General features: G+C 65.0%; 17 protein-coding genes and 1 tRNA gene. 15 read left to right on the top strand and 3 right to left on the bottom strand.

Features of this window, described 5'->3' with window-relative positions; genetic code table 11:
- The first annotated feature begins 177 nt into the window (after nucleotides 1-177).
- From rpmI to pip, 9 genes are all read left to right on the top strand, one after another.
- The gene (gene rpmI, locus ABD002_RS15855; RefSeq protein WP_182532429.1) at nucleotides 178-375 is read left to right on the top strand and encodes a 50S ribosomal protein L35; all 198 of its coding nucleotides are present in this window, start codon (nucleotides 178-180) and stop codon (nucleotides 373-375) included.
- A 12-nt stretch (nucleotides 376-387) separates the two neighbouring features.
- A complete protein-coding gene (gene rplT / locus ABD002_RS15850) occupies nucleotides 388-747 on the top strand; it encodes a 50S ribosomal protein L20 (protein ID WP_343792808.1) in 360 nt (119 codons plus the stop codon).
- An 88-nt stretch (nucleotides 748-835) separates the two neighbouring features.
- On the top strand, nucleotides 836-1,828 hold the full coding sequence (locus ABD002_RS15845; protein WP_343792806.1) for a phenylalanine--tRNA ligase subunit alpha: 993 nt from the start codon (nucleotides 836-838) through the stop codon (nucleotides 1,826-1,828).
- Between the two features lie 118 nt (nucleotides 1,829-1,946).
- Nucleotides 1,947-4,325 carry a phenylalanine--tRNA ligase subunit beta gene (gene pheT, locus ABD002_RS15840; RefSeq protein ID WP_343792804.1) on the top strand — a complete coding sequence of 793 codons (2,379 nt, stop codon included), beginning with the start codon at nucleotides 1,947-1,949 and terminating at the stop codon, nucleotides 4,323-4,325.
- 1 nt (nucleotide 4,326) lies between these two features.
- Nucleotides 4,327-4,629: an integration host factor subunit alpha gene (gene ihfA, locus ABD002_RS15835; protein ID WP_131998830.1), complete on the top strand. Its 303-nt coding sequence runs from the start codon at nucleotides 4,327-4,329 to the stop codon at nucleotides 4,627-4,629.
- The gene (locus tag ABD002_RS15830) at nucleotides 4,607-4,963 is read left to right on the top strand and encodes a MerR family transcriptional regulator (RefSeq protein WP_343792801.1); all 357 of its coding nucleotides are present in this window, start codon (nucleotides 4,607-4,609) and stop codon (nucleotides 4,961-4,963) included. The genes ihfA and ABD002_RS15830 overlap by 23 nt, the downstream gene beginning before the upstream one ends.
- Before the next feature lie 95 nt (nucleotides 4,964-5,058).
- Nucleotides 5,059-5,135, top strand: a tRNA-Pro gene (locus ABD002_RS15825).
- 580 nt (nucleotides 5,136-5,715) lie between these two features.
- Nucleotides 5,716-8,664 (top strand): TonB-dependent receptor plug domain-containing protein, encoded by a 2,949-nt coding sequence (locus tag ABD002_RS15820; protein WP_343792799.1) that lies wholly within the window; start codon nucleotides 5,716-5,718, stop codon nucleotides 8,662-8,664.
- A 136-nt stretch (nucleotides 8,665-8,800) separates the two neighbouring features.
- On the top strand, nucleotides 8,801-9,760 hold the full coding sequence (pip, locus tag ABD002_RS15815; RefSeq protein ID WP_343792797.1) for a prolyl aminopeptidase: 960 nt from the start codon (nucleotides 8,801-8,803) through the stop codon (nucleotides 9,758-9,760).
- Between the two features lie 314 nt (nucleotides 9,761-10,074).
- Here pip and ABD002_RS15810 read toward each other — a convergent pair whose 3' ends face one another.
- On the bottom strand, nucleotides 10,075-12,795 hold the full coding sequence (locus tag ABD002_RS15810) for an FG-GAP-like repeat-containing protein (RefSeq protein ID WP_343792795.1): 2,721 nt from the start codon (nucleotides 12,793-12,795) through the stop codon (nucleotides 10,075-10,077).
- Between the two features lie 352 nt (nucleotides 12,796-13,147).
- Between ABD002_RS15810 and ABD002_RS15805 the strand changes: the two genes are divergently transcribed.
- Nucleotides 13,148-13,336 carry a GDCCVxC domain-containing (seleno)protein gene (locus tag ABD002_RS15805; RefSeq protein ID WP_343792793.1) on the top strand — a complete coding sequence of 63 codons (189 nt, stop codon included), beginning with the start codon at nucleotides 13,148-13,150 and terminating at the stop codon, nucleotides 13,334-13,336.
- A 100-nt stretch (nucleotides 13,337-13,436) separates the two neighbouring features.
- On the opposite strand, the gene ABD002_RS15800 is transcribed toward ABD002_RS15805, so the two are convergent.
- Both ABD002_RS15800 and ABD002_RS15795 read right to left on the bottom strand, forming a co-directional pair.
- The gene (locus ABD002_RS15800) at nucleotides 13,437-13,829 is read right to left on the bottom strand and encodes a PsiF family protein (RefSeq protein ID WP_379988478.1); all 393 of its coding nucleotides are present in this window, start codon (nucleotides 13,827-13,829) and stop codon (nucleotides 13,437-13,439) included.
- A gap of 218 nt (nucleotides 13,830-14,047) precedes the next feature.
- Nucleotides 14,048-15,556 (bottom strand): aminotransferase class III-fold pyridoxal phosphate-dependent enzyme, encoded by a 1,509-nt coding sequence (locus tag ABD002_RS15795; RefSeq protein ID WP_379988480.1) that lies wholly within the window; start codon nucleotides 15,554-15,556, stop codon nucleotides 14,048-14,050.
- 258 nt (nucleotides 15,557-15,814) lie between these two features.
- On the opposite strand from ABD002_RS15795, the gene ABD002_RS15790 reads away from it, so the two are divergent.
- From ABD002_RS15790 to ABD002_RS15770, 5 genes are all read left to right on the top strand, one after another.
- A complete protein-coding gene (locus ABD002_RS15790) occupies nucleotides 15,815-16,708 on the top strand; it encodes an ABC transporter ATP-binding protein (RefSeq protein WP_343792791.1) in 894 nt (297 codons plus the stop codon).
- Nucleotides 16,705-17,478 (top strand): ABC transporter permease, encoded by a 774-nt coding sequence (locus ABD002_RS15785; protein WP_343792789.1) that lies wholly within the window; start codon nucleotides 16,705-16,707, stop codon nucleotides 17,476-17,478. Before ABD002_RS15790 ends, ABD002_RS15785 begins: the two co-directional genes overlap by 4 nt.
- Nucleotides 17,479-17,516: 38 nt before the next feature.
- Nucleotides 17,517-20,048: a CIA30 family protein gene (locus ABD002_RS15780; protein ID WP_343792787.1), complete on the top strand. Its 2,532-nt coding sequence runs from the start codon at nucleotides 17,517-17,519 to the stop codon at nucleotides 20,046-20,048.
- 112 nt (nucleotides 20,049-20,160) lie between these two features.
- Complete coding sequence (locus ABD002_RS15775) at nucleotides 20,161-21,318, top strand: sensor histidine kinase (RefSeq protein ID WP_343792785.1); 1,158 nt, start codon at nucleotides 20,161-20,163, stop codon at nucleotides 21,316-21,318.
- 93 nt (nucleotides 21,319-21,411) lie between these two features.
- Complete coding sequence (locus ABD002_RS15770) at nucleotides 21,412-22,014, top strand: response regulator transcription factor (RefSeq protein WP_343792783.1); 603 nt, start codon at nucleotides 21,412-21,414, stop codon at nucleotides 22,012-22,014.
- The last annotated feature ends 18 nt before the right edge of the window (nucleotides 22,015-22,032 follow it).

Below are 22,032 nucleotides of genomic sequence, written 5' to 3'. Positions count from 1 at the left end.
GGTGACACCCGTGGTCAGGAAGACCGCTTGTTGATTCTCTCGTTCATGGACGAACGCACAAGTAAACAGGAGCCGGCCCGGGATTCCGGGCCATACAAACCGGAACGAGCAGGACGGAAAGCGTGGCATCGGCCACCGCTCGCGCCAGTAACGAAAAATCACTCACGGAGTTGTGTTATGCCCAAGATGAAAACCAACCGGGCCGCTGCGAAGCGGTTCCGCAAGACCGCGTCCGGCAAGTTCAAGTGCGGACATGCGTTCAAGAGCCACATCCTCACCAAGAAGGCCACCAAGCGTAAGCGCGGCCTTCGTGCGACCAACCACGTGCGCAAGGAAGACGCCGGTCGCGTCTCCCGCATGCTGCCGTACGCATAAGGAGGACGAGACATGGCACGAGTAAAGCGTGGCGTCATCGCCCACCGTCGTCACAAGAAGATCCTCGGCAAGGCCAAGGGTTACTACAACGCGCGTCGCAAGGTTTTCCGCGTCGCCAAGCAGGCGGTCACCAAGGCGCATCAGTATGCGTACATCGGCCGCAAGCAGAAGAAGCGCAATTTCCGTGCGCTGTGGATCGTCCGCATCAACGCAGGTGCGCGCATGTTCGGGCTGTCGTACAGCCGCATGATGAACGGCCTCAAGAAGGCCGACATCACGCTGGATCGCAAGGTGCTCGCTGACCTCGCCGTGCACGACATCAAGGCGTTCGGCGCGCTCGCGGAAAAAGCCAAGGCCAGTCTGGCTGCGTGACCATCGGTCGTGAGGAATAGCGCGGGGAGGAGGCCAGGCCTCCTCCCCGTTTTCGTTTCTGCCGCCCCGGTTTTTTGGAAAGTCCGCGATGGAAGCACTGCAGGAAATCAATCACTCGCTCGACGACATCGCGAGTGCCGACACGCTCGAAGCACTCGATGCGCTGCGCGTCGCGCTGCTCGGCAAGAACGGCATCATCACCGCTGCGCTGAAGGCGCTCCGTACGTTGCCGGCCGAGGAGAAGAAGGCGCGCGGCGCCGAGGTCAATCGCGCCAAGGAACGCATCGCCGAGGCGATCGGCGCGCGCAAGGCGGCGCTGGAGAAGATCGAGCTGGATCGGCGCCTCGTGTCCGAGCGCGTCGATGTCACGCTGCCCGGCCGGCGCGCCGGGCGTGGCGGCCTGCATCCGATCACGCGCACGCTCGATCGCATCACCGAGATCTTCGCGCGGCTCGGTTACGAACTCGCCGATGGTCCGGAGATCGAGGACGACTGGCACAACTTCGAGGCGCTGAACTTTCCGCCGGACCACCCGGCGCGCACGATGCACGACACGTTCTGGTTCCCAGACGGGCGTCTCTTGCGCACGCACACCTCGCCGGTGCAGATCCGCGCCGCGAAAGTGCGCACGCCGCCGATCCGGCTGATCTCGGTCGGCAAGGTCTACCGCAGCGATTCGGACCAGACCCACTCGCCGATGTTCCACCAGATCGAGGGTCTGCTGGTCGGCGAGGATGTCAGCTTCGCCGACCTCAAGGGCACGCTGGCCGAATTCGTGCGCGCGTTCTTCGAGCGCGATTTCGAGATGCGCTTTCGGCCGAGCTACTTCCCGTTCGTCGAACCCGGCGCCGAGGTCGACATCCGCTGGGATCGCGAGGACGGCACGAGTTCATGGCTCGAAGTGCTCGGCTGCGGCATGGTGCATCCGAACGTGCTGCGCGCCTGCGACATCGATCCGGAGCGCTACACCGGCTTCGCGTTCGGCATGGGCGGCGAGCGTTTCGCGATGCTGCGCTATGGCGTCAATGATTTGCGGCAGTTCTTCGAGAACGATCTGCGCTTCCTCAGGCAGTTTGCCTGAGGAACGGGAATCGGGAACAGGAAATCGTTGAGAAGGTTTCACCGAATCCTACGCTCCCGATCCTCGTTGCCTGCTCTGACCATTCCCGATTCTCCATTCTCGATTCCCGGCTCTTTCCATGAAATTCTCCGAAAACTGGCTGCGCGAACTCGTCGACATTCCGCCCGACCGTGACGCATTGATGCACCGGCTGACGATGGCCGGCCTCGAAGTCGAAGGCGTCGAACCGATCGGCGGCGCGCTCGCCGGTGTCGTCGTCGCAGAGATCGTCGGCTGCGAGCCGCATCCGAACGCGGACAAGCTGCGCGTATGCCAGGTCGTGATCGGCGCGGGCGAACCACTGACGATCGTCTGCGGCGCGCCGAATGCACGACTCGGAATCAAGGCGCCGCTGGCGATGATCGGCGCGACGCTTCCGAATGGCATCGAGATCAAGAAGGCGGCGCTGCGCGGCGTCGAATCGAACGGCATGCTGTGCTCGGCGAAGGAGCTCGGCATCGACGCCGATGCATCCGGCCTGATGGAGCTGCCGACCGACGCGCCCGTCGGTGTGGCGCTCGCGAAGGTTCTCGGCCTTCCCGATGCGAGCATCGAGATCAAGCTGACGCCGAACCGCCCGGATTGCCTCAGCGTGCACGGCCTCGCGCGCGATACCGCGGCGCTGTTCGGCACCGCGTTCCATCCGCCTGCTGTCACACCGGTCGCGGTGGGCGGCAATGCTGCGCGCGCCATCCGTGTCGAGAACGGCGCCGACTGCCCGCGCTATCTCGGCCGCGTGATCGAAGGCATCGACGCGTCGGCGAAGACACCGCTGTGGCTGGCCGAACGCCTGCGCCGCAGCGGCCTGCGTCCGATCAGCGCGGTCGTCGACGTGACCAACTACGTGATGCTGGAACTCGGCCAGCCGCTGCATGCGTTCGACAACGATACGCTCGCCGGCGCGATCGTCGTGCGCCGCGCGCGTGCGGGCGAGACGCTGACCTTGCTCGACGGCAGCAAGGCGAAGCTCGATCCCGAGTTCCTAGCCATTACGGACGAATCGAAGCCGCTCGCACTGGCCGGCGTCATGGGCGGTCACGACTCGAAGGTGACCGACACCACGCGCAACGTGTTCCTCGAAAGCGCGCACTTCGCGCCGGCCGCGATCATGGGTCGTGCGCGCAAGCTCGGCATGCACACCGATGCCTCGCACCGTTTCGAGCGTGGCATCGATCCGGAACTGCCACGCCTCGCGCTCGAGCGCGCCAGCGCACTGCTGGTCGAGATCGCCGGCGGCAAGGTGGGCCCGGTCACGGAAGCGGTCCACATGGACGCGCTGCCGCGCCGCTCTCCGATTGTGTTGCGCCGCGCACGCCTCGCGCGCCTGCTCGACCTCGAAATCGGCGATGCCGAAGTTGAGCGGATCTTCAGCACGCTCGGTCTTGCCGTCGAGCGCACGGCGGACGGCTGGCGCGCGACGCCACCGAGTTGGCGCTTCGATCTCTCGATCGAGGAGGATCTGATCGAGGAGGTGGTACGCGTGCACGGCTACGAGCGCGTGCCGACGCGCGCGCCGCGCGGCGACCTGCTGGCGCCGGTGTTGCCGGAAGCAAGGCTCGGCGTCGCGGCGCTGCGTGCGCAGCTGGTCGCGCGCGACTACGTCGAAGCGGTCTGCTACGCATTCCTCGGCGCCGACGTCCTGGCGAAATGGAAACTCGGGGACGGCTCGATTCCTCTCGCGAATCCGCTGTCCGCCGAACTCGGCGTGATGCGCACCTCGCTGCTGCCCGGCCTGGTCGCCGCGCTGGCCACGAACCGGCGTCGCCAGCAGGAGCGCGTGCGCCTGTGCGAGGTCGGCAACGTGTTCCATGCCGGTAACCACGCCCCGATCGAAACACTGCGCATCGCCGGTGCCGCCTGCGGCGCAGCGGCCGCCGAGCAATGGGGCGAGGCGCGCCGCACGGTGGATTTCTTCGATCTCAAGGGCGACGTCGAATCGCTGCTTGCACTGACCAATGCGCCGCACGAATTCGGCTGCACACCGGCATCCCGGCCATGGCTGCATCCGGGCCAGGGCGCCGAATGGCGGCGTGGCGGGCGCCTGGTCGGCCTTATCGGCGCGCTGCACCCGGACCTGCTCAGGGCATTGGACTTCGACGAGGACGTTTTCGTGTTCGAACTCGACGTCGACGCGGTCGCTCCGCGCCCGCTGCCCAAGACCGAGGCGGTCTCGCGCTATCCGTCAGTGCGCCGCGACCTGTCGTTCGAGCTGCCCGAGGAAGTGCCCTATGCGCAGGTGGAGATCGCTATTCGTGACGCAGTTGGCGAAACGCTGGCCGGCATCGTCCTGTTCGACCGCTACGCAGATTCCAACCTCGGAATCAATATCAAAAGTCTCGCTATGGGCTTGATTTTGCAGGATCGTTACCGCACCCTTACGGACCAGGACGCAGACCGTTGCGTGGCTCTTGCGGTCGGGGCCCTGGAATCCGGTTGCAAGGCAAAGTTGCGAGGGTAGGATGGCGCTGACGAAGGCGGAGATGGCCGAACGTCTGTTTCTGGACGTGGGCTTGAACAAGCGCGAAGCCAAGGAATTCGTCGACGCGTTCTTCGAAGTCGTACGCGATGCGCTTGAAAAAGGGGAGCAGGTCAAGCTGTCGGGGTTCGGCAATTTCGACCTGCGTTTCAAGAACCAACGTCCAGGGCGCAACCCGAAGACCGGCGTGGAGATTCCCATCTCCGCGCGGCGGGTGGTGACGTTCCGCCCCGGACAAAAACTGAAGGTCCGGGTCGAAGCCTATGCTGGATCAGGGCAGCAATAGCGAACTGCCGGTCATCCCGGCCAAACGCTACTTCACCATCGGCGAGGTCAGCGAGCTGTGTGGCGTGAAGCCGCACGTGCTGCGCTATTGGGAGCAGGAGTTCCCGAACCTCAAACCGGTCAAGCGCCGTGGCAACCGGCGCTACTACCAGCGCCACGACGTGCTGATGATCCGTCAGATCCGTTCGCTGCTCTACGACCAGGGCTTCACGATCACCGGCGCGCGCCAGCGCCTCGATGGTGCGCAGGGCCGCATGGAGTCGAGCATCTCGCACCAGATCGTGCGCCAGGTGCGGCAGGAGCTCGAGGAAGTGCTGCAGATCTTGCGGCGTTGAAGTTGTCGAAGGGCTGCGTTGGCGCCTCTTCGAGGCGACGTTCCTGCGAATCGATCTGCTACAATCCGCGCCCCTTTTCGAGTCGCCGTAAACGTCGGGGCGTAGCGCAGCCTGGTAGCGCACCTGCCTGGGGGGCAGGGGGTCGTGGGTTCGAATCCCGCCGCCCCGACCATCGCGACAACATCCGATTGGTGAAGACATGGCGTGTCGGAACGGACGCGTCGTGCGCCCACCGGCGCCGGGCCGATGAGCCCAACGCCCAGCCTTCGTCAACTTGCACATGCGACGACGTGTTGCGGGTCCTCCGCGAACGCCGATCTGGTCAATCGCCGCGATGAGGGCGTAATCGGCACTGGAGCGATGCGTTGGCATCGAAGCGCGCACGCCGCGATCACGCTCAAGGCACGCCATCGCCGACTCGTCGAATGCAGCTTCCATTGCGTTGCATTCCTTTGCCTGCAATTCGTCCGGTACGCGCGGACAGTTCGGCGCCCGCTTGCGTCCTGCCCCAGCCTTCGGCTGATGTCATTCCAAAGATCGGCTCAATTGTGGAAACGGCAACGTTTCCCAGCAATTTCACAGACTCTATTGACGTCAATATAATATGACTATATAAAATTCATATTGACGTAATGATTGGGCTGTCCTGGGGATTCATCGACTGATGGAGGAGTGCTGCTGGAACGAGGTGCCGGTGCGTTTTGCCCGAGACCTCAATCCGTTTTTCACAACTGTCTGGGGAGACACGTGCCATGAGACTGATCAGCAATACGCTGTTCAAGGCGGTTCGTAACGCGTTGTATGCAGGGGCGGCCGTAGCCGCCGGTCTGGGGGCTTCGCCGGTTCTCGCACAAAGCGAGAGCGAGGAAACGACTGAAAAACTGGAGACCGTGGTCGTGACCGGCTCGCGTATCCGCCGCGCGGATGCCGAAACGGCGCAGCCGGTGTTCGTCATCGATCGGGCGCAGATCGAACATCAGGGGCTCCAGTCCGTCGCCGATATCCTGCTCAGCATGTCGGTGGCCGGTTCGCCGCCGATCAGCCGGTCGCAGGTGCTGGCCTCGGGCGAGAGCGTCGGCGGTTCCTATGTCGACCTTCGCGACCTGGGTCCACAGCGGACGCTGGTCCTGGTCAACGGCAAGCGGCTGGGTATCACCAACGGCGGCTTGCAGGACCTCAACACGATTCCGACCTCGGTCGTCGAGCGTATCGAAGTGCTCAAGGACGGCGCGTCGTCGATCTACGGATCCGACGCGATCGCAGGCGTGATCAACGTCATCACGCGAACCCGCTTCGACGGCGCCGAGGCGAATTTCTATGTCGGCCAGTACGATCAGGATGACGGCCAGAAGCAGTCGTACGATTTCACGCTGGGCGCCCACGGCGAACGCGGCGCGCTGACGATGAGCGCGCAATACGCGAAGGAAGATCCGGTTTGGGCGCGCAACCGATATTTCAGCTCGCAGCCCTTTGGCGAAGGTCATCCCGGACTCGGCTGGAGCGGAACCACGGCGTACGGTGCGATCACCAATCGTCCGGGCGGTGGAAGCTGGTCGGCGATTCCGGGCACGGACACGACCGATATCGCCAACTACCGCCGTCTGACACGAGACCTGTATGCGAACTCCAATCAGCAGATGATGCTGAACACCGGGCTCGAGCGTAAATCGATCTACATCGACGGCACCTACAGGATTACCGACGAAATCACGTTCCGCAGCGATGCGCTCTACAACAAGCGTGACGCCTCGCAACAGGTAGCCGGCTATCCGTTGTCAAGCGGCACGGCCAACCAGGGCAAATCATTGGGGCCGATGTCGATCGACAGCTGGTACAACCCGCTAGGAAACTGGCACAACGAGAAGGCGCCGCAGTCGGCGAATTTCTCGCGTCGCGGATGGGAGCAGCCGCGGGTCACGGACAGCGGCCTCTCGACCTATCGGTTCACCGGCGGGTTCGACGGTGCGTTCGATGTGTTCGGCCGTTCCTGGTTCTGGGACGTCGGCACCATGCTCAACCGCAACGAAGTGCTGAAGACCAACACCGGCAATTTCAATCTCATCAACACCGCGCGTGCGATCGGACCTTCGTTCCGGAATTCCCAGGGTCAGATCCAGTGCGGCACGCCGGACAATCCGATTCCGCTCGGCTATGGCATCGGCCAGTGCACGCCGTGGAACGTGTTCTCGCCGTACGGCGACGGCGGCGTCGGTTCGCTGTCCGACCCGAACGTGCAGCGCTACGTCTACCAGATGACGAAACATACCGGCCAGACGAAGACCGTCGACTATGCGGCGAACCTCAATGGCAGCCCGTTCTCGTTGCCAGCCGGCAACCTCGGGGTCGCGGTCGGCCTCGAATATCGTCGCGAATCGGGCAGCTACCTTCCGGATGCGCTTTCGCAGATCGGTGCGACGACCGATCTCGGCGCCGGCCCGACGGGCGGCAGCTATCGCGTCAAGGAGGCCTACCTCGAGGTGGATGTGCCCATCCTCAAGGACATGCCGTTTGCCAGGGACCTTGCGATCGACGCAGCCGTGCGCCGTTCCGACTACGACAGTTTCGGCAATACGACCAACAGCAAGCTGGGTCTGAAATGGAAGCCGATCGACGATCTGCTCGTGCGTGGCACCTATGCGGAAGGTTTCCGCGCGCCGACGATTTCCGATCTCTACGGCGGGACGTCGCAGACGTTCTCGTTCTATGCCGATCCGTGTGACACGAAATTCGGGGTCGCGCGCGGCACGCCCGCGTGCGGCGGCCGCGTCGCCGGTGTGCCGGGCGTTCCGGGATATGACCAGCCGCCGGGCCAGGGCGGCTACCGCCAGATCGGACAAGCGGGCGTGACGTGCCAGACGGCCAACTGCCAGACCGGCTATGCATTCAGTTCCGGCTCGAATCCATTCCTGCAACCCGAGTTCGCGAAGACCCGGACCGCCGGTTTCGTCTACAGCCCAAGCTTCGTCGAAGGCTTCGACGTCTCACTCGACTGGTACAAGGTTCGCATCGACAATCAGGTGTCGAGCGACAGTCCGGGACTGATCCTCGAGGATTGCTACCTGCGCGAGCAGGCGGCGCGTTGCCGCAATTTCGTGCGCGATCCGGCCACGGGCACGATCACCGGCATGCAGTTTGGCAACACCAACCTCGGCTGGGTCGAGACGGCGGGCTACGATCTCGGCATTCGCTACCGCCTGCCGGAATTCTCGTTCGGACGCTTCATGCTCACGTGGGAATCGACTTACATCGACTACTTCAATGTGAACACCAATCCGAACGACCCGACGAGTCTGGTTTCGCCCAACACGGGTTGGGGCAGTTCGTTCCGTATGAAATCCAATCTCGGCGTGGACTGGAGCCTGGGCAATTTCGGTGCGACCTGGGGCGTGCGCTACTTCTCCGGTACGAAGGAAGCCTGCGCGTTCGATCAGGAAGGCGGTCCGGAGTGCAGTACACCCAACTACCAGGCACCGCACCTCGGCCATGAGCCTTATCCGGTGAACAAGCATGGCGCAAACACGTTCCACGACGTGCAAGTGCGCTACAAGCTGCCGTGGAAGGCCACCGTTTCCGTCGGCGCGAACAATCTCTTCGATCACTACGGGCAGATGATGTACGCCAACCCGAACAGCCAATATGCCTACTACGGCGGGTTCGACATCGGTCGTTTTGCCTATGTCCGCTACCAGCAGCGTTTCTGAGCGAGAAGCCTGCCGCCGTCCCGGACGGAACCGGGACGGCGCTCCGGCGAAGGCATTCGAAACCGCATGCGCGGACCTCGTTCTTGGAAGCAGGACGAGCGCCGGCGAGCCTTGCGCTGCGTTGTAGACTGTCTGGATGAATACGACCGACAACCGCCGCACCCTCTATCCAGAGATCGAACCTTACGATTCCGGCTTCCTGCAGGTCTCACCGCTGCACCGGATGTATTACGAGCAATGCGGCAATCCCAAAGGCAAGCCGGTCGTGTTCCTGCACGGCGGCCCGGGTGCGGGCTGCAACGCGAAATCGCGGCGCTTCTTCGATCCCGCGCATTACCGCATCGTGCTGTTCGACCAACGTGGCTGCGGACGCTCGACCCCGCATGCGGAACTGACCGACAACACGACCTGGCATGTGGTCGCCGACATCGAGCGCCTGCGTGAGCATCTGAGCATCGCACGCTGGCAGGTGTTCGGCGGTTCCTGGGGCTCGACGCTCGCGCTCGCCTATGCGCAGACGCATCCCGGCCGCGTGACCGAACTCGTGCTGCGCGGCATCTTCATGCTGCGCCGCTGGGAACTGGAGTGGTTTTACCAGAAGGGTTGTGACGCGATTTTCCCGGATGCCTGGGAGGACTACCTCAAGCCGATCCCGCTCGCCGAGCGCGGCGACCTGATGAGCGCCTACCACCGCCGCCTGACCAGTCCGGATGCGACGGCGCGCCTCGCTGCGGCGCAGGCCTGGTCAATCTGGGAAGGCGCGACGAGCTTCCTGTTCCAGGACCCGGCGCATATCGCCTCCAGCGGCGAAGACGAATTCGCGCTCGCGTTTGCACGCATCGAGAACCATTACTTCGTCAACGGCGGTTTCTTCGAGTGCGATGACCAGCTGCTGCGCGACGCGTATCGCCTGAAGGACATCCCTGCGGTGATCGTGCAGGGCCGCTACGACATCGTCTGCCCGGCGCGCAGCGCCTGGGATCTGCATCGTGCATGGCCGGAGGCCGACCTGCGCATCGTCGCCGATGCCGGCCATTCCGCGTTCGAGCCCGGCATCACGCACGAGCTGATCGAGGCGACCGACCGCTTCCGCTGAAGCCCGGCGCAGATTCTGGCGCACCTGACCTCGCGTGCTGGCGACCGTGGTCCGATTCTTGTCCCATGCTGATGCAGGTCGCTGCCTGGCACGCTCATTTTTTGAGTGTGGAAACCGGCATGGCCGCCCATCCGGCTCGGTGTTGAAACTCGGCGAAGTCGCCGGCTTCCAGTTGGCGTGCCAGTGTAGGAAGGCAAGATCTCGATGACCGCTCGCTCGCGAGCAAGCGCCGACGCGACGGCATGCGCATGTACATGTCTGCCATCGCTCGCGGGCCCTTCGCGGGCCGACGAGCTTGAGCATGTACGTGAGGCTTATTCGAAACCGTTCGCGAAGATGTAGTCGTGCACGATCGTGCCGGTGGCAGGGCTGCCGGCAAATAGCGCTTGATACTGGGTATTGAGCAGCACCGAGACGGTGTTGGAGTACGAGTTCACCACGATCAGATCTGGCTTGCCGTCGCCGTTGACGTCGGTGGTGGTGACGGAAGCTGGACCCAATCCTGTGGCGAAGGTCTGCTGGGCGGCAAAGCTGGGCGTGGCGGCGCCGGGCGCGGTGGTGTTGAGCAGCACCGAGACGGTGTTGTCGTTGGCGTTCGCCACGATCAAATCCGGTTTGCCATCGCCGTTGACATCGGCGGCGGTGACGGCTACGGGACCCGATCCCACGGCGAAGAGCCGTTGGGCGGCAAAGCTGGGCGTGGCGGCGCCGGGCGCGGTGGTGTTGAGCAGCACCGAGACGGTGTTGGAGCTCAGGTTCGCCACAATCAGGTCGGGTTTGCCGTCGCCGTTGACATCGGCCGCGGTGACGGAATCGGGATTAGTTCCCGTGCCAAAGGTCTGCTGCGCAGCGAAGCTTGGCGTGGTGGCGCCGGACGTCGTGGTGTTGCGCAGCACCGAGACGGTGTTGTCGTTGGCGTTCGCCACGATCAGATCCGGTTTGCCGTCGCCGTTCACATCGGCGACGGTGACGGAAGCTGGACCCAATCCTGTGGCGAAGGTCTGCTGGGCGGCAAAGCTGGGCGTGGCGGCGCCGGGCGCGGTGGTGTTGAGCAGCACCGAGACGCCGCCGTTGTAGTTCGCCACGATCAAGTCCGGTTTGCCGTCGCCGTTGACATCGGCCGTAGTGACAGCGCGGGGAGCCAATCCGGTGGCGAAGGTCCGCTGGGCGGCGAAGCTGGGCGTGGCGGCGCCGGACGCGGTGGTGTTGAGCAGCACCGAGACGGTGCTGTCGTTGTTGCTCGCCACGATCAGATCCGGTTTGCCGTCGCCGTTCACATCGGCGACGGTGACGGAAGCTGGACCCAATCCTGTGGCGAAGGTCTGCTGGGCGGCAAAGCTGGGCGTGGCGGCGCCGGGTGCGGAGGTGTTGAGCCACACCGAGACGGTGTTGTCGCTGAGGCTCCCCACGATCAGGTCGGCCTTCCCGTCGCCGTTGAGATCGGCGGCGGTGACGGACCAGGGAGTCGATCCCGTGGTGGCGGAAGTCTGCTGGGCGGCGAAGCTTGGCGTCGCGGCGCCAGGTGCCGTGGTGTTGATCAGCACCGAGACAGTGTTGCCATTGAAGTTCGTTGCGATCAGGTCCGGTTTGCCGTCGCCGTTCACATCGGCGGCGGTGACAGAAAAGAGGCCCGACACCGCGGCGAATGCCTGATGGGTGGCAAAGCTTGGGGTGGTGGCGCCCGGCGGGGTGGTGTTGATCAGCACCGAGACCGTACCGCCAAAGTTCGCCACGATCAGGTCCGATTTGCCGTCGCCGTTGACATCGGCGGCGATGACGGAATCGGCACTCCCTCCCGTGAGGATGGTCTGCTGGGCGGCGAAACTCGGCGTGGTGGCGCCCGTCGCCGTGGTATCGAGCAGCACCGAGACCGTGCCGCCGAGGCCGTTCGCCACGATCACGTCCGGTTTGCCGTCGCCGTTGACATCGGCCGTAGTGACAGCGCGGGGACTCGCTCCGGTGGCGAAGGTCCGCTGGGCGGTGAAGCTGGGCGTCGCAGCGCCCGGTGTCGTGGTGTTGAGCAGCACCGAGACCGTGTTGTCGTTGGCGTTCGCCACGATCAAGTCCGGTTTGCCGTCGCCGTTGACATCGGTGGCGGTGACGGAAGCGGGATACACGCCCGCGGCGAAGGTCTGCTGGGCGGCGAAATGCAGCGTAACGGCGCCGGGCGCGGTGGTGTTGAGCAGCACGGAGACCGTATTGTCGTTGCCGTTCGCCACGATCAAATCCGGTCTACCGTCGCCGTTGACATCAGCGACAGAGACGGAAGTGGGACCCGCTCCCGTGAGGAAGAACTGCGGGGCGGCGAAGCTCGGCGTAGCGGCACCCGGCGCGGTGGTGTTGAGCAGTACCCAGACCTCCTTGTCGCTTGGACCCACGACGATCAGGTCGGGCCTGCCGTCGCCGTTCACATCGGCGGCGGTGACGAAACTGGGAGTCGGTCCCGCATAGAAGGTCTGCTGGGCGGCGAAGCTCGGCGTGGTGGCGCCCGGCGCGGAGGTGTTGAGCAGCACCGAGAGGGTGTTGTCACCGCTGTTCGCCACGATCAGGTCGGGTTTACCGTCGCCGTTCACATCGGCGGCGGTGACGGAATCGGGATACACACCCGTGGCAAAGGTCTGCTGGGCGGCGAAGCTCGGTGCCGAGCCGATACCGGTTCCGCTATCCAGCTGCAACTGGAACGTGAGGTTGGCGCCGCCGCCGGCTTGGGGGCTGAGGGTGACCGGAATCATTGCACTGCCCGCACCGGCGGGAAGGGTGACCGTGCCGGAGGCTGCCGAATAATCCGTGCCGGCGAGCGCCGTGCCATCCAAGGTGTGGTAGTTCAGCACCGTTTCGTAGCCCAGGTCGCCGCTGCGCGTCACCGGAAACAACATCGTGACGGGGGCGCTGCTGCTGCCTTTGCTTGCGTTCGCCACCGTAAGCGTCGTGGTGTCGGCGTGGGCCGATGCGGCCAGGCACAACGCCCACGCAGCCAGAAACGATGCCGGGCGAAGCGTTATCCATTGACGCCGGTTCAAAGCGCTCGTTGACATGGCTTTCCTTCAGGTCGAGGTGAGTCGGATGCGCAATAGAGGATTCGCGATCTTAGCAAGCCATGCCATTGACAATTGACCGCACTCCTTTGGAGGCGGGCGCCCCTTCGATCACCCTAACGGTTGTGTGCACCTGTGGATATATGTCCAATTGGATAAATCAGACCCGACAGATTCTTTATGCACTGCCGGACCGAACCGGTGACGCGGGAGACGACGAGCCCTTGAACGACGGATTCGATTCGGAAGCCGATTCGCACCGGATCCGGCAAACGAGTCGCCATGCGGACGATGAATTCATGTGTCTGCGCCGGCGCGTAGATCCGCGCCGCCATCGGCGTATGCTCGGCCCATGACCGATCTCATTCTGCAGAGCACATTGACCTGTCCGCACTGCGGCCATCAGGCGACCGAGACGATGCCGACCGACGCGTGCTGGTTCTTCTACGACTGTGCCGGTTGCGGTGAGTTGTTGCGGCCGAAGCCGGGCGACTGCTGCGTATTCTGCTCGTACGGAAGCGTGCCGTGTCCGCCGATCTAGCAGAGCAGATCCTGCTGCGGCTAGCGACAGGTCGCCGGCGCCGGAAACGAAACGGGCCCGCCGAAGCGGGCCCGTGCGTTCGTGGCAATGCAGGCGTTACTCAGTGCGCCGCGGCGCCCTCGCCCTTCAGGCAGGTGCTCATGAAGGTCTTGCGGTCGGCGCCCTTGAGTTTCTTTTCCTTCGCATCGGTGCTGCAGGCCTTCATCTTTTCCTGCTGCGTCGTCTTCGCCGTTGCGGGTTTTTCGGCTGCGGCCGGTTTGGCGGCGGGTGCCGCTGCGGCAGCGGAAGAACCGCTCAGACAGGTTTTCATGAACGCCTTGCGATCGGCGCCGGCCAGCGCCTTGGTCTTCGCTTCCGCGTTGCAGCCCTTCATCTTTTCCTGCTGAGCGGTCAAAGGCTTGCCGGTCTTGCTCATGTCCTGCGCGAACACCGCGCCGGAACCAAATGCCAGCGCAAAAGCCAGAGCCAACGAACACGTCGTCTTCAGCTGCATGATGAAACTCCTCTCCGAGTGGGTATCCGCTGCCGACTGGCATCGGTGCCGCGCAGTCTACGCTTGGCACCGTCGAACGGGAGAGGGGAGCGAAGAATTTTGACGAACGCGTTGCCCCCGATTCAGCGCGGGAAAACGGTTCACGGGGTGTAGGAAATCAGCGATCGTGCTGCAATGCAGCGTGCGGCGATCGCGGTCGCCGCACGCTGCGTTGCGAATCAGGCAGCGGCGGCGCGCACGGCCTCGGCCTTGCGTGGGCCTTCGAGCAGCGCGCGGCGCACGCCCTCGACCAGCATGTCCGCTTCCTCGGCATTGATGTTGAAATGCGGCGTGAAGCGCAGCGAATTCACGCCGCCATGGATCACGCCATAGCCGTGCTCGCGCATCCATTCCTCGGTGCTGCCGGCGCCGTAGCAGAGGAACTCCGGCGACAGTTCGCACGAGAACAGCAGGCCGGTGCCCTGCACCTTGGTGATGTAGCCGGGCAGTTCCGCCTTGAGCTTGGTGAGCTTGGCGAGGAACTCCCGGCCGCGTGCGCGCACGTTCTCGCGCAATTCCGGCGTCAGCGCGCCAAGCACCGCGCAGGCGATGTCGAGCGCGCGTGGATTCGCGGTCATCGTGTTGCCGTAGGTGCCCTTCCGGTACAGCTCGGCCGCGCGCGCGGTCACCGCGAGCACCGACATCGGGTACTGGCCGGCGTTGAGCGCCTTCGAATAGGTTTCCATGTCCGGCGCCTCGAGCTTCTCGAAGCCCGGGTAGTCGACGATCGACAGCACGCCGTGCGCACGCAGGCCGGCCTGGATCGAATCGATCAGCAGCAGGCTGCCGTGCGCCTTGGTCAGTTCGCGCGCGGCCGCGTAGAACTCCGGCGTCACGCCGCGGCCCGGATCGCCTTCGCCCATGACCGGCTCGATGAACACCGCCTCGATGAACCAGCCGTTCTTGTCGGCGTCGGCGAACACCTGCTTGAGCTGCTCGACGCTGTACGGCTCGACCGTCAGCAAAGTGTTCTCGTTGCGGTAGCTCGCGAGATTTTGCTGGTAGGCCTTGCGCGAGGAGTCCGAATACAGCGCCGGCGCCTCGGTGCGGCCGTGGAACGCGCCCTTGACCGCGACGCGCTTGACCGTGCGGCCAGCGTGGCGCGCGCCCGGGTCGGTCATCAGCTTCGCGTTGATGTCGGCGATGCGCGCGGCCAGCGAGACCGACTCCGAGCCGGAGTTCAGGCACATGAACTTCGCGTAGGGGCAACCGCCGCGGCTGTGCCCGACTTCCTTCTTGAGTGCCTTGCCGAACTTCAGCTGCGACAGGTTCGGCGTCATCACGTTCGCCATCACCTGCGGCCGCGCCATCACGCCGAGGATCGCCTTCGGCGCATGGCCAAGACCGAGCATGCCGTAGCCGCCCGCGTCATAGATCACCGCGCCCTTCAGCGTGATCAGCCAAGGACCGTGCGCGGCCATCGCGATGTAGGGGTTGACGCCATCCTCAGGGTAGAAATTGACGAAATCGGCCTGCGCGCGTTCGATCTGCGCGACCTCGTCCAGGCGCAGGAAATCGGCCATGCACGAGCGCAGTGCCAGGTGCGCGGCATAGGCCTCGTCGATCGCCTCGACCAAGGCCGGATCGCGTTCCGCGAAACGCTCGATGACCGCGTCGGGCAGACCACGGGTGCGCACTGCGCCATCGAACTCGCGCATTTCCTTGAGTTTGGCCAACATCGGATTCATCGGAATCTCCCGGAAAACGGCACGTGCCCGCCCCGTGACGGGTGCGGGCACGCTCGCTTTAATCTTTGATTGGAATGGAAAAAACGCCAAGCGGGCAATTTACCACAGCCCCCCAGGCCGCGGTACCCCGGGACCTACCGTTCTCCTGCGCCGGTCCGGCATGACAGGCGTCATGAGCGATGCCTGACGGCTGCTTCTGCGGCCAGGCGGGGGACGAACCGTAGAGTGGCACCGACGATCCGAACCGGAGTGGCACCCATGAAGCCAGGTACCCCAACCGCCGAACTCGAAGGCGTCCACAAGCGCTATGGCAAGGTCACTGCGCTCGATGGCGTCGATCTCGCCGTGAGCAGCGGTGAACTGCTTGCCCTGCTGGGTCCGAACGGCGCCGGCAAGAGCACGGCCATCGCGACCTGCCTCGGACTGGTCGAGCCGGATCAGGGTGCAGCGCGCCTGTTCGGCGAATCCCCGCATGCCCTGTCCGCACGGCGGCGGATCGGCGTCATGCTGCAGAGCGCCGGCCTTCCTGACACCTTGAAAGTGCGCGAGCTGCTTGCGCAGGTACGCAGCTACTACCCGGCGCCGCGCGATACCGACGAATGCGTGCGACTGGGCGGCGTCGACGGGTTGATGGATCGCCGCTACGGCCAGCTCTCCGGCGGCCAGCAGCGGCGCGTGCAGTTCGCTTTGGCCGTCTGCGGCCGCCCGCAGCTTCTGTTTCTCGACGAGCCGACGGTCGGTTTTGATATCGAAGCGCGCACGTCGTTGTGGCAGACGATCCGCACCCTGGTCGGCGAAGGCTGCGCCGTCGTGTTGACCACGCACTATCTGGAGGAAGCGGAAGCGCTCGCGGACCGGGTCGCGGTACTCGCGCGCGGCCGCATCGTCGCAGCGGGCAGCGTGAGTCAGATCCGCGCACGCGTCGCGCAGCGGCGCATCCGCTGCATCAGCGCGCTCGATACGGCGGCAATCGGCGCCTGGCCGGAAGTGCGCAGCGTCTGCCGCGACGGCGAACGCATCGAGATCGTCACGGATGCGGCCGAAGTGGTCGTGCGCCAACTGCTTTTCGAAGACAGCGAACTCTGCGAACTCGAAGTGCAGCGCGCCGGACTCGCCGAAGCGTTCGTCGAGATCACCCGGGAGGCCGCATGAACACCCTCGTGCTCGCCGCGCCGCGCGTGTCGCTCGCACGCTGCTACGCGCTGGAAGCCAAGCACGAATTCCTGCGCCTGCTGCGCGCGCCTTCGTTCGCGCTGCCGACACTGATCTTCCCGGCGATGTTCTACCTGCTGTTCGCGGTGCTGTTCGGCAATCGTGGTGGCGACTTCCATGCGAACGTCTACTTGCTCGCGACCTACGGTGTATTCGGCGCGATGAGTCCGGGTCTGTTCGGCTTCGGCGTCACCGTCGCGATCGATCGCGAGCGCGGCTGGATGACCTTGAAGCGCGCGCAGCCGATGCCGCCCGGAGCCTATCTGGCTTCCAAGCTCGCGATGGCGATGCTGTTCGCGGCGATCATCTTCTCGATCCTGGCCGTGCTGGCGACGACGTTCGGCGGCGTGCGCCTGCCGGCGTCGTCGTGGCTGTTGCTGTTCGTGGCCGAGATCCTCGGCGTGCTGCCGTTCTGCGCGATCGGTCTGTTCATCGGCAGCCTGGTCAGCGGCCAGGCCGCGCCCGCCATCGCGAACCTGATCTACCTGCCGATGTCGTTCCTGTCCGGCTTGTGGATGCCGCTCGCGGTCCTGCCGGCCTTCATCGCCAAGATCGCGCCGCTGTGGCCGGCCTACCACCTCGGCCAACTCGCGCTCGGCGCAGTCGGACAGGCGCCCGGTCAGGCACCGCTGCCGCACATCCTTGCATTGGCCGCCTTCACGATCGTTTTTCTCACACTGGCACGGCGTCGCCTCGTACGCGCCGGTTGAGCTGCTCTCCATCCCCGAATACACGGAAGGAAATCATGATGAAGCCGGTTCTTGGCATCGCCCTGGCAGTCTTCGGCAGCCTCTGTCTCGACGGCAGTGTTCTCGCCGACACCGATCTGCAGCAGACGCTTGAGCGTGCAAACTATCGCGCCGACAGTGCCACCCTCGCGACTCACCACGATGCGCTGAAGACCGCCTACCAGAAGGCTGCGGCCCACGACGCTCAGGGCGCCTACGATTTCGCATTGTCGGCTTATCTTCTCGCCGACGTGGATGCCGACAGCAGTCATGCGAGCGTGTTGCTGCGTGAAGCGGAAGACGCACTCGCCGCTTCTCCGGCGAACGCGGCCGACGAGGCGGAAACGGCGGCCCTGCTCGGTCTCGTCTATGGAGCGGAAATCGGTCTGCATCCGATCAAGGGAATGTGGCTGGGGCCGAAGGCGAGCGCTGCGCTCGAACGTGCCAGGAAAACGGCGCCAGGCAATCCTCGCGTCCAGTTGTTCCTGGGTATTTCCAGCTACATGACGCCGTCCACGTTCGGCGGCGACCGCAAGCGGGCGCACGAGGAATTCGCCGCCGCGCTATCCGCGTTCGACACGTTCAAGTCCACCGGGCAGGTCCACGCCGACTGGGGGCGCGCTCGCGCGCATGCGTGGCTGGGCGCCGCACTCGCGGACGACGGAGACGCTTCCGGTGCGCGGCGTGAATACGCGGCAGCGCTGACCGAAGCGCCGGACTACGTGTGGGTGAAGGATCGCCTGTTGCCGAAGCTTGGTGGCTCTGGTGCTACTGCGGATGCGAGTGCACGGCCGTCGGCAGCGAACCCTGCCACGATGCCGCCAGGCAACGGCTTTGCATTGCACGACGTGCGCGTGTTCGATGGAGCACGCGTGCTGGCGAAGGCCAATGTCATCGTGCGCGAAGGTCGCATCGAGGCGGTGGGTGCGGATGTCGCCATTCCGGCGGATTTGCCGATCATCGAAGGCCGCGGCAAGACGGTACTGCCGGGACTGATCGACGCCCACGTACATACCTGGGGCGATGCACGTCGCGACGCGCTGCGCTTCGGCGTGACCACCGAACTGGACATGTTCACTGACTGGCACACGCTGGTCGCGGCGAAGAAGCAGCGCGCATCGCTCGCGCGCACAGACCAGGCCGATGAATGGTCCTCCGGCACGCTGGTGACGGCACCCAAGGGGCACGGCACCGAATACGGCATGACGATCCCGACACTCGACAAGGCGACCGACGCGTCGGCCTTCGTCGATGCACGCGTGAAGGAAGGCTCCGACTACATCAAGATCATTCTCGACGACGGTTCCGCGTATGGCCCTGACGTGCATATCCCGACGCTGAGCGCCGACGAGGTCGGTGCTGTGATCGCGGCGGCACACCATGGCGACAAGCTCGCCGTGATCCATGTCGCCACGGAGAAGGCCGCGCGCCTGGCGATCGAGGACGGCGTTGATGGGCTCGCGCACGTGTTCATGGACAAACCGGCCGGCGAGGACATCGTTGAGCTGGCGAAACGCCGGCATCCCTTCGTCATCGCCACGCTCGCGGTCACGGCGAGCATCGCAGGCGCCGATGCGGGGCGCGACTTGCGCGACGATCCGCGCATGAAGCCGATGTTATCGGCCGGCCAGTACGACATGCTGGGCCAGCCCTTTCCGCATACCCATCCGGCATTCCTCAATAACGCGTTGACCAGCGTCGGCAGGCTCCATACGGCGGGAGTTCCGATTCTGGCCGGTACCGATGCCGGCAATCCGGGCACCGCACACGGTGCGAGCCTGCATGGCGAACTCGCGTTGCTGGTCAAGGCAGGCCTGACGCCGGTCGAGGCGCTGGGTGCGGCAACCGCGCTGCCGGCGCGCAGCTTCCATCTCGACGACCGAGGACGCATCGCCCGAGGCATGCGCGCCGATCTGGTGCTGGTCGACGGTGACCCGACCACCGACATCACCGCCACCCGAGCGATCCGCACGATCTGGAAGAACGGTTACGCGATCGACCGGACGCTGAAGGACGAGGACAAGCCGGCGCTGGCGACCGGGAGCGTCGCGCCGACGGATCCACTGGTCAGCGATTTCGACGGTGATGCGATCGCCAGCCGGTTCGGCAGCTGGTCGACGACCACGGATGCGATCATGGGTGGTGTATCCGCCGCCTCGATGCACCTGGCTGCTGGCGGTGCTGAGGGAAGCAAAGGCGCGCTCGAGGTCGCCGGCGAGGTCAAGTCCGGTGCGCCGTTTCCATGGGCCGGCGTGATGTTCAACGTCGGGGAGCAGCCGATGCAGCCGATCGACTTTTCTTCGCGCAAGGAAATCGTGTTCTGGACCAAGGGTGACGATCGCGACTACAGCGTGCTGCTGTTCTCCGGCACCGCGGCGAGTGGTATCCCGCGCATGCAGCCCTTCCATGCGGGCACCGAGTGGAAGCAGGTGCGCGTGCCGCTTGCGGCCTTCGCCGGCGGCGACCCGGCACGTCTGCGCGCGATCGGATTCACCGCGGGTGGCGCGACGGGCGCATTCGGTTTCCTGATTGATCGGGTGGAAATCCGTTGAGCGGCTGCCTCGCCCTGCGCCGGCGTCGATCGCATCGCAGTGCGGCGTGCCCAAGTGCATCGGTGTACGCGGCGTATCATTGCGGGGTGCGGGGCGCACAGGAGGAGGCAGCGTGACGCGGATCGGCACAGCCATGAACACGCTGCGCGTGCGCCTGATGCCGGCGCATCTGGCCGATTGGGGCTGGGCGCCGTTGTGGAACCTGCTCTATCTCGGGTTCCTCTTCATGAACTGGCAGGAATCGTCGATCTGGCTGCCGGTGACCCTGCTCTCCATCGCGGTGTTCCTGCCGATCTACTTCCGCGCCTACCATCAATACGGTCGGCGCGTGCTCGCCTATGCGGCGGCGATCGCGCTGCTGGGCTTTGCGCTCATGCCCCTCAATACCAGCGCGAACACCTACCTGATCTACGCAGGGGCGCTGCTGCCGTTCAGCGGGATCAGGCTGAGCAGAGCGATCGCGATCATCGCTGGCGGCGTCTCACTGTTCGCACTGGAAGTGTCGCTGTTGCACTGGCCGATCCCGTTCGTCGTGATCGGAGTGGGGGTCACCGCGATCGTATCGACGGCGATCTGCGCGGCGAACCACTACCACCGCGAGAAGCGGCTGCGCCAGGCCGAACTCAAGCTCAGTCACGACGAAGTGCGCCGGCTCGCCGCACTGGCCGAGCGCGAACGCATCGGCCGCGATCTGCACGATCTGCTCGGGCACACCTTGTCGCTGATCACGCTGAAGTCGGAACTCGCGGCCAGGCTGTTCGATCGCGATCCGCTCGCGGCGCGGCGCGAGATCCTTGATGTCGAAAGGGTCGCGCGCGATGCGCTGGGCCAGGTGCGCCGCGCGGTGACGGGCATCCGCACCGCCGGTCTCGCGGCCGAACTGGCTTCGGCGCGGTTGTTGCTGGAATCCTCGGACGTCCGGCTTGACTACGGGTCCGTCGAAGTGGCGCTGCCGCCGGAGATCGAGACCGTGCTTGCGCTGACGGTTCGCGAGGCGGTCACGAATATCCAGCGCCATGCACGTGCGAGCGCTGCGCGCATCGAGTTGAGCGTCTGTTCCGAAAAGGCGTTGCTGGTGATCGCCGATGACGGCCGCGCCGCGAAGGTGGTGGTGCCTGGCAACGGTCTGAACGGAATGCGCGAACGCTTGCAGATGCTCGGCGGCCACCTCGAGATCGAATCGGTACGCGGGCAGGGCACGCGGCTCGTCGCTGATCTGCCGATGCCGCCGGAAGCGTCGTTCGCGCTCGCACGCTCGGCGCAGGTCTGATCGATCCGATTGCTGCGCGCACGCTGCCGAATGCGCGACTTGCGCTAAAGTCGCCGCCGCCGCAGGTGCGGCGCTGATGGAAGCCAACCGCCGATGATTCGCGTGCTGCTGGCCGAAGACCAGGCGATGGTGCGCGGCGCATTGTCCGCATTGCTCAAGCTCGAGCCTGATATCGACGTCGTCGCCAGCGCGGCCGACGGAGAAGATGCCTGGCGGCAATTGCAGGCGACGAAGCCTGACTTGCTCGTCACCGATATCGAGATGCCGGGCCTGACCGGGCTCGAACTCGCGCAGCGTGTGCAGCGCCATGAACTGCCCTGCAAGGTCGTGATCGTCACCACATTCGCGCGGCCGGGCTTCCTGCGCCGCGCTCTCGAGGCCGGCGTCGGCGGCTATCTGCTCAAGGACGCGCCGGCCGAGCAACTCGCCGAAGCACTGCGCAAGGTGCATCGCGGCGGCCGCGCGATCGATCCGCAGCTCGCGGTCGAGGCGTGGTCGGACGCCGATCCACTCAACGACCGTGAGCGCCAGGTGCTGCGCCTGGCCGGAGAGGGACTTTCCGCAGGCGATATCGCAGAGCGCCTGAATCTTTCGCAGGGCACCGTGCGCAACTACTTGTCCGAAGCGATCGGCAAGCTCGGCGTCGGCAACCGCATCGAGGCGTATCGGCTGGCGCGGCAGAAGGGCTGGCTTTGATTCGTGCGCTGTTCGCGG

This window comes from Dokdonella soli, assembly GCF_039523175.1.
GTDB classification, from domain to species: Bacteria; Pseudomonadota; Gammaproteobacteria; order Xanthomonadales; family Rhodanobacteraceae; genus Dokdonella_A; species Dokdonella_A soli.
Note: the sequence above shows the minus strand (reverse complement) of the source record. Positions and strands in the feature narration are given on the sequence as shown.